Below are 12,726 nucleotides of genomic sequence, written 5' to 3'. Positions count from 1 at the left end.
GCGAATTACCAGACGTAAGCGATGATCTCGCCGCCGACGTTGTGCTTGCGAGCATCGCGGTCGGTCATAACGCCATGGCTGGTGGAAATAATGGCGGTACCAAGGCCACCGCGGACGCGGGGCATGTCGGCAACGCCGGTGTACTTACGCAGGCCCGGCTTGGAAATGCGGCGGATGCCGTTGATGACCTTAGCCTTCTTGGGACCATACTTAAGCGTGATGTGCAGAGTCTTCTGGGGAACGGTGTCCTCGACATCGTAGCCCTCGATGTAGCCCTCCTCGTGCAGAACACGAGCGATCTCGACGAGCTTCTTGCTGCTCGGCATGGAGACCGTGGCCTTGTTCACAGAGTTAGCGTTACGGATGCGCGTAAGCATATCTGCGATCGGGTCTGTAAGGTTCATACAGATTCTCCTTCGTTCTTGATGAACACGTGCTCTTGGTTCTTCGCCGCCCTTAACGGCAAAGCCTTTTTAGCGCGTTTTCCCTGTTCCAAACTGATGCTTGAAACGCTGGTAGTGACTTACCAGCTGGCCTTCTTAACGCCGGGAAGCTCGCCCTTGAGTGCAAGCTCGCGGAAGCAGACACGGCACAGGCCGAACTTGCGGTACACAGAGTGCGGACGGCCGCAGCGCTGGCAGCGCGTGTACTCACGAGTAGAGAACTTCTGCTTGCGATTGCACTTGACGATCATCGATGTCTTAGCCACTTATATCCTCCTCACATAGAGTATTGTTCGCCCCAAGCGCCGCCCCCTTGTGGGAACGGCGCTTATAGGGCAGGTGAACCTATTTCTTGAACGGGAAACCGAAGGCGTCCAGAAGGGCCTTGGCCTCCTCATCGGTATTGGCGGTGGTCACGAAAGTGATGTCCATACCGCGCTGGTGATCGACGGAGTCGAAGTCGATCTCGGGGAAGATGAGCTGCTCGGTGACGCCCATGGAGAAGTTACCACGGCCGTCGAAGCTCTTGGCGGAGATGCCGCGGAAGTCGCGGATACGGGGGATCGCGACGGAGGTCAGACGATCGAAGAACTCCCACATACGGTCGCCACGCAGGGTAACCTTGCAGCCGATCGGCATACCAGCGCGCAGGCGGAAGGTAGCGATGGACTTGCGGGCACGGGTGATCATCGGCTGCTGGCCGGTGATGGCGCGCAGGTCGCGCACGGCACCGTCGATGGCCTTGGAATCGGTAGCGGCCTCGCCGACACCCATGTTCACGACGATCTTCTCAAACTTGGGGATCATCATGACGTTCTCGTACTGGAACTTGTCCTGAAGCTGCTGCTTGACCTCGTTGTTGTACTTGGTCTTCAGACGCGGCACATACTTCTCTTCTGCCATTGTTCACTCCTTCTTGGGGTTTTAAGCACGGGGCGTGGCCACGATGGGTTGTCCTCGTGCCTCCTGACTGCATCCGCGCCGCTCATGGCATTTCGCGGTTTGGACTCGACGCAGCAGGAGCCGACAAAACAATCGGTACTATACGCGCATTGGGTGCGTATTTCCAGAAAAACCTCGTCTGCCTGCACAACTCCACAACTCCCCCGCACAAATGGATCCCAAAAAGCAGTTGCGGTGAAATATGGACTGTTTGGCGGCCTAACAGGCTTAAACAGTCCGTATTTCACCGCAACTTATTGGTGGGGATGCGATTAGCGCTTGCGGGGGACGAGTTTGGTGCGGCGCAGGTGGATCATCTCGGCTGCGATGGAGACGGCGATCTCCTCGGGGTCCTCTGCCTCGATGGCGACGCCGATCGGCAGGTGCAGCTCGTCGATCTGGTCCTGTGTAAAGCCTTCCTGCTCCAGGCGGGCACGCACAAAGGCCGTCTTGCGGCGCGAACCCAGACAGCCCAGATAGGCAGGCTTGGCACGCATGGCCTGAATCACCACGTCGATATCGGACTTGTGACCCGCCGTGGCGACGACCACCAAGTCGCGCGGACCGATGGGACACAGCTCGCTCAGGTTCTTGTAATCGACCAGGCGACGATCGTAGACACCGGGCACCCATTCGGGCGTCAACGTGCCGGGGCGGTCATCGCAGACCACGACGGCAAAGCCCGCCGCCGTGAGCACGCGCGCCGTCGCGGCGCCCACGTGTCCGCAGCCAAAGATGTAGGTCAGGCCCTCGGGGCAGAGCGTCTCGATGTGCGCCGCGGGAATCTCAGAGGCAGCGTTGGTGTAGGTGACGTTACTCCCCTCCTCCACCAGTGAAAGCCCGGGGCAGCCCGCAATGGTATGGCGCGATGCCTCGCCATGGTACTCGGCCACATCGCCCTCGAGCGCGCTCGCGATAAACGGCTCAAAGTCGATGACGAAGTCGCCGATGCGCCGATAGACCAAGACGTCGGCAATTTCCTGGAACAACGGTGCCTGGGTCGCATCCAGATGCAGATAGCACAGGCAAATGGCTCCGCCGCAGATCATGCCGGTATCGGAGTTCTCGCCGCCCATGGTGTAGCGGACCAGACGCGACTGTCCCGCGCTCAGGAGTTCGCGCGCCTCATCCAGCGCAAAGAGCTCAATCTTGCCGCCGCCGATAGTGCCCGCCTGGCTGCCGTCGGCAAAGACGGCCATCCAGGCGCCCACGCCGCGCGGCGACGACCCCGCCGTGCCGGCCACGACCACGAGCTCGCACGTCTCGCCAGCACGCAGGGCGGCAAGCGCCGCATTCACAACATCGAGCTTTTCCATTGCCGCCTTCTATCCTCTAAAGATATCGGTGAGCATAGCGAGTGCCTCGAGCACGCCGCCGCCGACCGACGTCGCCTTGTCCGAAATGTAGTTGATATAGCTGGCATCGCCGCGCGGATCGACATCGGCGCATTTAAAGCCCTCGGTCACCTGCACGCCGTTCGCCAAAAGCCCGCGCAGACAGCCATCGATCTGCGTGCGTATGGGCGTATCGCCCGCGTAGCCAATCACGTCTCCGGCGCGCACGATGTCGCCGATTGCGCGGTCGGACCGAAACACGCCGGCGGCGGGGCTGTGGATAACACGCTCTTTGCCATAGCCAGCGATAATGCCCGGCACGCCCGTGTTGGGCTGGGGTGAACCTTGGGTAATGACACGGCCCAGGAAATGCCCGCGCATGGTCTCGACCACGGCGTCGCAATCGACCGGCGCGGTAAAGCCCGGCCCCACGGCGATGACGGTAGGCGCCATGTCGCGCGTGGTGCCCAGGTTGCGCTTGGCCAGAATCGCGTCGACCACAGCCGCGGGTTTAAGCTCATCGAGCATCTTGGCCTGAGGGTCCACCACGACGGCAACATCCCCCGCTTGGGTAATCTCGAGCGCCTCTGCCGGCGTCTGCGCCAAGCGAGCGCGAATGCCCTCGACCTGGACCTCGCCCAGGCGAATAGCCTCGCAAAAACTGATTGTGCGGCGGATGCACGTGGGAACCGCGATATCGGCCATAACGACCGACACGCCGGCGCGCACCAAGCGAGCGGCGACACCCGTGGCGATATCGCCGGCGCCGCGAACATAAACGAGCATTCCCGGGGCACCTCCCTGTGCTACGGTTTGAGCAGAGCAAAAGCGGTTCGACCGCTACTCTGATGATTATTTATTATCACAGTATTATACGGCGGTGAACAGATGGAAACGGTTAGCGGCAATCTTGCCTCGGCGCTCAAGATCGAGCCGGGCATTACCGCGATTATCGGCAGCGGCGGCAAGTCGACGTTGCTCAAAACGCTGGGTCTTGAGCTCATGCGCGCTGGCGGCCGCGTGCTCCTCTGCACCACCACGCATATGCTTCCCGTTGCCGGCGTGCCATGGGACGGGTCGAATCGTCGCCTGGACGCCGCGCCTTGGAAGCCAGGTGCCCCACACGCCCCAGGCTGCACCTGCGAGGCCTGCGCGGGGCTTGCACGCGGAGGCATCTGCCAGGCAGGCATCTTGGACCCGGAGACAGGCAAGCTCTCCGCCCCCGCCGAGCCACTCGGCGAGCTGGCACAGCGCTTTGACTATGTGTTGGCCGAGGCAGACGGTAGCAAGCGACTCCCGCTCAAGGCGCATGCCGCCTGGGAGCCGGTAATTCCCGCCGCCACGGCAAACGTTGTCTGGGTCGTCGGCGCCTCGGGACTGGGCAAACCCGTCGCCGAGGTTGTCCACCGCCCCGAGCTCTTTTGCGAGCGTTGCGGCTGCGAGCTCACCGACACTGCCACCCCAGAGCGCGTCGCCCAGGTGCTCAATGCCGAGCTGCGGATGCTGAACCTCAACAATGCCCGCATCATGCTCAACCAAGTCGACACGCTCAGCGACCCCACGATGGCCGACCGCTTCGAGGCAGCTCTCGACCGCCCCGTCGTCGCCAGCAGCCTCAAGTAGCCGGCCCCATCTCCTCAGTTGCGGTGAAATACGGACTGTTTGGCCGCCCGACGGCCGCAAACAGTCCGTATTTCACCGCAACTGAGGAGGGGACACGGCATCTTTGCTGCTAGCGGGGCACGTAGCGGCCGGGTTGGGCTCCGGTGGGCTCGCCATCGCGCGCCACCAGCACGCCGTTCACAAACACGGCCTTGGCGCGGCCATGTGCCTCAAAGCCCTCGAGCGGCGTGTAGTCCACGGCCTGATGCTGTGTCGCGGCGCTGATTGTCCAGCGCGCTTTGGGATCCCACACGCACACATCGGCATCGGCGCCCTCGGCAAGACAGCCCTTGCGCGGGTACATGCCAAACACGCGCGCCGGGTTCTCGCTCATCAAGCGGCACAGATCCTCGGGTCCCAGCTGTCCCTCAAAGCTCGTGGCAATCGCGACGGGACGATGCTCCACGCCGGGCCCGCCGTTGGGAATCGCGCGGAAATCGTCGCGCCCGCGGTCCTTTTGCCCGTGCAGGTTAAAGCTGCAATGATCGGTCGCAATCGTATCGATCTCGCCGGCCACAAGCGCCTCGCGCAGCGCGGCACGGTCGCCGGCATGGCGCAGCGGCGGGCTCATCACGTACTTGGCGCCCGCAAAGCCGTCCTCGCCCTGCTCCAGATAGCAGGTGTCGTCGAGCATCAGATACTGAGGGCAGGTCTCGACATAGATATTCTTCTGCCCGCGCGCCTTGGCCGCACGAATGGCCTCGAGCCCCAACTTGGTCGAAAGGTGCACCACGTTGACTGGGGCGTCGCCGGCCAGGTGCGCCAGATACAGCAGGCGGCTCACGGCTTCGGCCTCACACACGTCCGGGCGGCTGAGCGCATGTCCCTCGGGCCCATGAATCCCCTGCTCGTACACGCGCTTCTGCAGTTCATTCACCAACGTGCCGTTCTCGCAATGCACGCACAGGATACCGCCCAGGCGCTTGAGCTCCTCCAGCACCTCGAGCGTCTCGGCGTCGTCCAGGCGCAGATGATCGTAGGCAAAGTAGGTCTTGAACGACGATACGCCCGCCTCGCGCATGGCCGAAAGATCGGCGCGGTTGCGCTCGTTCCACTCGGCGAGTGCCATATGAAAGGCGTAGTTGGCCGTGCAGGTTCCGTCGGCGCGGCGATGCCACTCGGCCAAGGCATCGGGCATGGTCACGCCGCGATCGGCCGTCGCGTAGTCCACGATGGTCGTCGTACCGCCGCAGGCAGCCGCACGCGTACCGGTCTCAAAGCTATCGGCCGTCCAATCCATGCCAGTCCAGCACTGCATGTGCGTGTGGCCGTCGATAAAGCCGGGGAACACCCAACAGTCGGTGGCGTCCTGGACGGTATCGCCCTCGACAGGCTCAATCGCCGCGGCAATCCGCACAATCTTATCGCCATCCATGGCAAGATCAGCGCGGCGAAGCCCCTGGGGCGTCACGAGGGCGCCGTTTTTGATGATGATCATAATTGCTCCTTATTGATTGATGCAGTTGGCCACGCGATCAAAATACGAGCAGGCGGCGATATGCTCCGTTATGCGTTGCTGTCCCTTGGCGGTATCGACGTCCCACAGCTCGTAGGCACGCGCCTCGACCAGCACCACATCGGTACGGTCCTTGAGGATCGAACCGCCGCCGTCCTTGCCCTCAAGACGTATGAGCGCATCGAACAATTCCGCCGGAAAGAGCACCGGACTCGAAGGCTCACCGTTGCACGCAAGACGCACCGGATGCCTGCGGCCACGCTCGTCAAATGCACGAACCATAGCCTCAAAAGAATCCGAACTCACGAGAGGCTGGTCGCCCGGCAAAAAGAGGCAACCTTTCCAGTTGCGTTCGACTCCCCACGAAAGGCCCGCACGGACGCTATCGCTGCGCAGCTCGCCATCGTGCAGCACGCACGGGCAATGCTTGTCCTCGCAAATCTGGGCGACCTCGGGCCAACGCGTCGAAACCACGACGTCAAAGCCCCGGGGAACCGAATCGATGGTCCGGGCAATCAGCGGCTCGCCATAGATATCGGCAAGCATCTTGTTAGAGCCAAACCGCTTGCCCTCGCCCGAAGCCATAATGACGCATCCAAGTTTCATGGTGATACCTCCCCTGAAACCATCGTACCCATAACTGGCGCCGCGGGCATCCACATCGAGAGCGCTTATCCCGCACGCCCGCGATGCAAAAAGGGGCACCCCGCCGGTTGGCAGAGCGCCCCCTTTACATGGCTTACCTCAACCCGGCTTTAGGCCTGGAGCCAACGGGCGGTGTTGCGCTCGTCGAGGGCCTTGAGGGTAGCGGCGGGATCGGCAACCTTCTGCAGGAACATCATGGCAGCGATGGCGTACGGCTTGTAGCTGGCCTCCTTGTACATGCCCACGCGGTGCATGTCGAAGACGTCGGCATTAACCTCGCCGTGCTCGCAGGAGACACCGGAGATGTCGGCGGGCAGCGGGTGCATAAAGATGGTGTCCTGGCCGTTGGCAGTCTTCTCCATGAGCTCGGTCGTGGAGCACCAGTCCTGATGGGTGGCGTTCTGGGCGAGCAGCTCCTTCTCGAGCGCTGCGATGCCGGCGTCGTCGCCCTCGGCGTACAGGTTGGTACGCTTCTCCATGGCGGCAAACGGAGCCCAGCTCTTGGGGATCACGATGTCGGCGCCCTCGAAGGCCTCGGCCATGGTGTTGACCTGCTTAAAGGTGGTGCCGGACTCGGCGGCATAGCCCTTGGCGCGCTCGACGACCTCGGGCATGAGGTCGTAGCCCTCGGGGTGGGCCAGGGTGACGTCCATGCCAAAGCGGGGCAGCAGGCTGATCAGCGACTGCGGGCAGGACAGCGGCTTGCCGTAAGAGGGCGAATAGGCCCAGGTGACGGCAACCTTCTTGCCCTTGAGGTTCTCGAGGCCGCCAAACTCGTTGATGAGGTAGAGCATGTCGGCAGAGGACTGCGTGGGGTGGTCGGAATCGGACTGCAGGGAGATGAGCGTGGGACGGTGATCCAGAACGCCGTCCTCGTAAGCCTGCTGCACGGACTCGGAGACCTCGGCCATGTAGGCGTCGCCCTTGCCGATGTACATGTCGTCGCGGATGCCGATGACATCGGCCATGAAGGAGATCATGGTAGCGGTCTCGCGGACGGTCTCGCCGTGAGCAATCTGGGACTTCTTCTCGTCCAGGTCCTGCAGCTCGAGGCCGAGCAGGTTGGCGGCCTTAGAGAAGGAGAAGCGCGTACGGGTGGAGTTGTCACGGAACAGGGAGACGGCCAGGCCCGAGTCGAAGATCTTGGACGAAACGTTGTTCTCACGCAGCTCGCGCAGTGCGTCGGCGACGATGTAGAGAGCCTTGAGTTCATCGGTGGTCTTGTCCCAGGTGTGCAGGAAGTCGCTGCCGTACATACCCTTAAAATCGAGGCCGTTCAGCTGCTCGACGAGCTCGGTAAACTTAGCGTCCATGGAAATGTCCTTTCTAAAGATGAAACGATCGCAGTGAGTAGATGTGCTCCGGCATGCGCGTGTGGCTAGAACATGCAGAGCACCATGACGAGGACCCGCCACCGTTGAGGAAGCATGGGAGATAACGACCGCGGGCCCCAAGTCAACAGGAGGCGCCGGAGGCATAAACTGTCCCCGGCTCAACAAAATCGAGGAATGGGACTAGTCGATCTTGTTGTTGGTCAGACCGGCGCGGAACACGGTGGCGTCGCCATCGGCCTGGCTCGGATCGTAGAGGTTCAGGGCAGCCACATACATGGCGGCAGCGGTGACCAAGTCGTCCTTGTAGGTGACCTCGTTGGGAGCATGAGCCTGAGACTCGGCACCCGGGCCAAAGCCCACGCAGGGGATGCCGTAGCGGCCCTGGATGGAAACGCAGTTCGTGGAGAAGGTCCACTTGTCGCACAGCGGGCGACCGGTGCGCTTGTCCATGCTGGGCTCGCAGCCGATGCGCTCGTCACCGAACATGGCCTTGTGGGCGTCGACGAGGGCCTTGACGTGCGGAGCGGTCTCCTTGTTGATCCACGTGGGGAAGTAAGCCTCGGTCTCGTAGACCTCGCCGGTCCAGGACGGACGGTCGTACATGTACATGGAGACCTTCACGTCGTCGCCGTACTTCTTGGCGGCCGGCAGGTTGCGGATCTCGTCCAGGCAGGACTCCCAGGTCTCGCCGGCGGTCATGCGACGGTCGATGGAGATGGCGCAGGAATCGGCCACGGCGCAGCGGCTGGGGCTGGTGTAGAAGATCTGGCTGACGGTGCAGGTGCCGCGGCCCAGGAAGCGGGCGTCCTCGAAGTGCTCGGGATTGTACTTGGGGTCGAGCATCTTGACGAGACCCTTGATGTCGGTCGACTCGTCGCAGCCGTTGTTGTTGAGGGCGCGGACGTCGGCGATGATGTCGGCCATCTTGTAGATGGCGTTGTCGCCGCGGTCGGGAGCGGAGCCGTGGCAGGAGGTACCGTGAACGTCGACGCGGATCTCCATGCGGCCGCGGTGACCGCGATAGATGCCGCCGTCGGTGGGCTCGGTGGAAATGACGAACTCGGGCTTAATGCCGTCCTTGTTGTAGATGTACTGCCAGCACATGCCGTCGCAGTCCTCTTCCTGGACGGTGCCGACGACCATGATCTTGTAGCCCTCGGGGATGAGGCCCATGTCCTTCATCATCTTGGCTGCGTAGGTAGCGGAAGCCATGCCACCCTCCTGGTCGGAGCCGCCGCGGCCGTAGATGATCTCGTCGGTCTCGTAGCCCTCATAGGGATCGGCGTCCCAGTTCTCGATGTTGCCGATGCCGACGGTGTCGATGTGAGAGTCGATGGCGATGATCTTGTCGCCCTCGCCCATAAAGCCCATGACGTTGCCCAGGCCGTCGACCTTGACCTCGTCATAACCAAGGCTCTCCATCTCGGCCTTGATGCAGGCAACAACCTCACCCTCCTCGCAAGACTCAGAGGGATGGGAGATCATAGCGCGCAGGAAGCGAGTCATATCAGCACGATGGGACTCAGCAGCAGCCTTGATAGCGTCGAAATCGAGTTCTTTAGCCATTGTTCATAACCTTTCAAACGAAGGAATCTACCTGTGAGATGGCGGAGCGATACCTATTTACTCCGCCCCAACGATTAGCAAGTGGGATATTCGCCTTCCCAAACAATGCGGCGATACTGGTCGGGATCGGTGTCGCCCTCGGTGGAGAAGCAGAGCACGGAGCTCGTCTTGTCCAGGCCGATGAGTTCCTTGAGCTCGGCGTACTCGGGATCGAGCATGAGGGTCTCGACCAGGCCGGTGGTCACAGCGCCGGACTCGCCGGAGATGACGCGCGGGTCGCCCTTCTCGGGAGCGCCCAGGGTGCGCATGCCGCGAGCGGTGACCCAGTCGGGGCAGGACACGAAGGCGGTGACGTGGTTGCGCAGGATATCCCAGCCCAGAATGTTGGGCTCGCCGCAGCACAGACCGGCCATGATGGAGGGCATGTCGCCGTCCACGATGCGCGGATCGCCGTCGCCGGCGGCAGCGCCCTTGTACAGACAGGCGGCAGGCGCGCACTCAGCCACGACGAAGGTGGGCGGGTTATCGGGATACAGGTTGGTGAAGTAGCCCACCACGGCGCCGGCGAGCGAACCCACGCCAGCCTGGACAAACACGTGCGTCGGGCGGTTGATGGCCATCTCGCGCAGCTGCTCGGCAGCCTCGGAAGCCATGGTGCCGTAACCCTCCATGATCCAGGACGGGATCTTCTCGTAGCCCTCCCAGGCGGTGTCCTGAACGATGACGCCGCGCTCGCAGGCGTCGGCCTCGGCAGCGGCCATGCGCACGCACTCGTCGTAGTTGACCTCTTCGATGGTCACCGTTGCGCCCTCGGCGGCGATGTTATCAAAGCGGGGCTTGGTGGAACCCTTGGGCATGTGCACGACGGCCTTCTGGCCCAGCTTGTTGGCAGCCCATGCCACACCGCGGCCATGGTTGCCGTCGGTGGCGGTAAAGAAGGTAGCCTGGCCAAAGTCCTTGACCAGCTGATCGGAAGTCAGGTAATCGAAGGTGCACTCGGCAACGTCCTTGCCGGTCTCGTCGGCAATGTAGTTGGCCATGGCAAACGAACCGCCCAGAACCTTAAAGGCGTTGAGGCCAAAGCGATAGCTCTCGTCCTTAACGCACAGGTTGGACAGACCCAGGCGCGCAGCCTGGCCGTCCAGGCGGGCAAGCGGAGTGACGGTGTACTGGGGGAACGACTGGTGGAAGGCGCGGGCCTTCTTCACGTGGTCGAGACTCATGATTCCCAAGTGCTTGTCATCGCTCTTGGGCATCGTGTTGCCCGCCCACTGGATCTTATCGGCCATACGGTGAACTCCTTAAGTCCTCTCTTGCCGGCTCCCGCATACGCGTTTCAGCCCATTCCCATTCATGCGACTGAACTTTTATGTGGATGCCAAACAAAAAGTTTGTTAGCACTGTTCTATCACACTTTTTGATTGGCAAACCTAACAAATTGTTTGTTGCCGTAATCGGTACTTTTTCGCCGCCGAACGGTCATGAATTGCCTTGTTGATGGATTTGTTTGCGAACAGATGTGGTTTATGGCAAAGTGTGCCCAAACTAATTTTTAGGAAGGCACCCATGACCCCCGCACAGATTGAGTTTTACAAGCGCCTCGCACACGGCCTGGCGCTCCAATTTGGCCCCAACTGCGAAGTCGTCGTCCACGATCTGGAGACCGAGGACGTGGACCACTCCATCGTAGTGATCGAAAACGGCCACGTCAGCGGGCGCAAACTGGGTGACGGCCCCAGCCATATTGTGTTTGAGTCCATGCACGAGGGCAGCACCGACGTACACGACCGCGAGCCGTACCTCACTAAAACCACCGATGGCAAGCTGCTCAAGTCCTCGACCATCTTTATCCGCAACGACGAAGGCAAGCCCGTCGGCATTTTGGGCATCAACTTTGACATTACGCTTATGAAGGCTTTTGAGCGTTCGCTCGACGCCTTTACCGGCACCGGCGGCACGGGCTATACCGAGCCCGAGCCCATTACCAAGAACATCGGCGACCTGCTCGAGGACCTGCTGCACGAGTGCGAGCAGTTTGTGGGCAAGCCCGCGGCACTCATGACCAAAGACGAGCGCATTCGTGCCATTGGCTACCTCGACCGTCGCGGCGCCTTCCTCATTTCCAAGTCGAGCGAGCGCGCCTGCGAGTTCTTTGGCATCTCCAAGTACAGCTTCTATAGCTACCTCAATGAGGCCAAGGCGGCGGCCGGCGACAAGTAGGCACTCGCCTGGATTGCCCCTCCCCTTTTGGGTGCGAGTTCTGGAAAGCACGAATCCAAGACCGGGCCGCTTGGGAAGTTCCATATAATCGATGTCATTAGTATTTCGAAAGGATGGAACAGAATGGCGTTGAGCAAGGCATCATGCACCGGTCGCGGATTGATTCCGGCAATTGGTGGACATGTGCACCGCATGTTCGATGAGGGTGAAGACGACCTGTTTTCGCTAAGCCTTGACGACGTGATGGATGATCGCCCGTGGACCGCCGACGAACTCATGGGCGGCGGGGCTCGCCCGTCAAACCCCAATCCCGCACTTGCGCCTAAGCCCGCATCTGCGCCGACTCCTGCGCAGTCGCCCGTTTCGACGCCCGCGCCTACGCCCGCACCCACTTCGGCGCCCACGCCCGCTCCCCGCCCCGCAAGCGACCCGTCCGAGACGGCGGCATTTCTCGCTGCAGCGACGCAGGGCAAATCGGCCGACAGCACCGTTATGTACAACGCCCAGCAGTTACCTGTTCCTGCGGCACGCAAGCTTCCGGTCACAAGGCTCGATGAGCCCGTTGCCCATCAGGTTGCCCACGATTCCTGGGCTGCAGCCGATCTGGATGAGACCTCTACCGGCATGCCGGCGCTCGATGTTCCAGTTAACCCGCTTTTTGCCGCCAACACGGGCGCCGCGGACTATGAGGGCGGTGCGGCATATTCCGATTATTCCGATGACTATGCTGGCAACGGTCGCATCGAGACAGAGGATTATGGCACCGCATCGAGCGATTATCTCAACGATCCGTACGCTGCCACGCCTGCACCGGAATATGACCCGGAGGCCGCGTCCGCACCGGCGTATACCAAAAGCACGGGCGAAGAGCGCTTCGCCGATTATTACGCCAAGGAAAAGGCGCTGCGTTTCTCGGAATTTCCGCAGGCAGTCAAGGTTGCCTTTATCGCCATTGTCATTGCCCTGCTCGGCGTCATTGCGTTTGAGGGATTCCAGCTGTTCCGCGGCCCCACCCAAGCGGAGTCGGAGACCCAGCAAAAAGAGGACGATAACCAGTACCTGGACATCAACACCCTCAAGGGCGACCCCAACGACGAGGACGACGAGTAGCGAGGGTTAAGGGA

The 12,726-nt window shown here is 61.6% G+C and carries 13 protein-coding genes; 3 read left to right on the top strand and 10 right to left on the bottom strand.

The window, feature by feature from the left end:
• Positions 1-5: 5 nt before the first annotated feature.
• The 5 genes from rpsH to yqeB all read right to left on the bottom strand — a co-directional run bounded on the left by rpsH (position 6) and on the right by yqeB (position 3,505).
• A complete protein-coding gene (gene rpsH, locus AB5202_RS06800) occupies positions 6-404 on the bottom strand; it encodes a 30S ribosomal protein S8 (protein ID WP_006235262.1) in 399 nt (132 codons plus the stop codon).
• Between the two features lie 119 nt (positions 405-523).
• A complete protein-coding gene (locus AB5202_RS06795; protein WP_022094280.1) occupies positions 524-709 on the bottom strand; it encodes a type Z 30S ribosomal protein S14 in 186 nt (61 codons plus the stop codon).
• 79 nt (positions 710-788) lie between these two features.
• Positions 789-1,346 (bottom strand): 50S ribosomal protein L5, encoded by a 558-nt coding sequence (gene rplE, locus AB5202_RS06790; protein ID WP_006235260.1) that lies wholly within the window; start codon positions 1,344-1,346, stop codon positions 789-791.
• Positions 1,347-1,657: 311 nt separating this feature from the next.
• Positions 1,658-2,701, bottom strand: coding sequence for an XdhC family protein (locus AB5202_RS06785; protein ID WP_368144009.1), 1,044 nt, complete (start codon positions 2,699-2,701; stop codon positions 1,658-1,660).
• A 9-nt stretch (positions 2,702-2,710) separates the two neighbouring features.
• Positions 2,711-3,505, bottom strand: coding sequence for a selenium-dependent molybdenum cofactor biosynthesis protein YqeB (gene yqeB, locus AB5202_RS06780; RefSeq protein WP_368144011.1), 795 nt, complete (start codon positions 3,503-3,505; stop codon positions 2,711-2,713).
• 102 nt (positions 3,506-3,607) lie between these two features.
• Between yqeB and yqeC the strand changes: the two genes are divergently transcribed.
• A complete protein-coding gene (yqeC, locus tag AB5202_RS06775; protein WP_368144013.1) occupies positions 3,608-4,342 on the top strand; it encodes a selenium cofactor biosynthesis protein YqeC in 735 nt (244 codons plus the stop codon).
• Positions 4,343-4,451: 109 nt separating this feature from the next.
• On the opposite strand, the gene hydA is transcribed toward yqeC, so the two are convergent.
• The 5 genes from hydA to dpaL form a co-directional block, all read right to left on the bottom strand.
• A complete protein-coding gene (hydA, locus tag AB5202_RS06770; RefSeq protein WP_368144015.1) occupies positions 4,452-5,819 on the bottom strand; it encodes a dihydropyrimidinase in 1,368 nt (455 codons plus the stop codon).
• A 9-nt stretch (positions 5,820-5,828) separates the two neighbouring features.
• Positions 5,829-6,443: a nucleotidyltransferase family protein gene (locus tag AB5202_RS06765; RefSeq protein WP_368144017.1), complete on the bottom strand. Its 615-nt coding sequence runs from the start codon at positions 6,441-6,443 to the stop codon at positions 5,829-5,831.
• A 149-nt stretch (positions 6,444-6,592) separates the two neighbouring features.
• Positions 6,593-7,795, bottom strand: a complete 1,203-nt coding sequence (gene ygeW / locus AB5202_RS06760; RefSeq protein WP_055287465.1) for a knotted carbamoyltransferase YgeW — start codon at positions 7,793-7,795, stop codon at positions 6,593-6,595.
• Between the two features lie 201 nt (positions 7,796-7,996).
• On the bottom strand, positions 7,997-9,382 hold the full coding sequence (locus tag AB5202_RS06755; RefSeq protein WP_055252228.1) for a YgeY family selenium metabolism-linked hydrolase: 1,386 nt from the start codon (positions 9,380-9,382) through the stop codon (positions 7,997-7,999).
• 74 nt (positions 9,383-9,456) lie between these two features.
• On the bottom strand, positions 9,457-10,671 hold the full coding sequence (gene dpaL / locus AB5202_RS06750) for a diaminopropionate ammonia-lyase (RefSeq protein ID WP_215694723.1): 1,215 nt from the start codon (positions 10,669-10,671) through the stop codon (positions 9,457-9,459).
• Between the two features lie 277 nt (positions 10,672-10,948).
• On the opposite strand from dpaL, the gene AB5202_RS06745 reads away from it, so the two are divergent.
• Entirely contained in the window at positions 10,949-11,602 is a 654-nt protein-coding gene (locus AB5202_RS06745; protein WP_035137462.1) for a helix-turn-helix transcriptional regulator, read from the top strand.
• Between the two features lie 123 nt (positions 11,603-11,725).
• Positions 11,726-12,712 (top strand): hypothetical protein, encoded by a 987-nt coding sequence (locus AB5202_RS06740; RefSeq protein WP_195232244.1) that lies wholly within the window; start codon positions 11,726-11,728, stop codon positions 12,710-12,712.
• Positions 12,713-12,726 lie beyond the last annotated feature (14 nt).

Origin of the sequence: Collinsella aerofaciens, assembly GCF_040915545.1 — a bacterium.
In the GTDB taxonomy this organism is placed as follows: domain Bacteria; phylum Actinomycetota; class Coriobacteriia; order Coriobacteriales; family Coriobacteriaceae; genus Collinsella; species Collinsella aerofaciens_BE.
The sequence above is the reverse complement of the archived record's forward strand: the minus strand, read 5'-3'. Positions and strand labels throughout refer to the sequence as shown.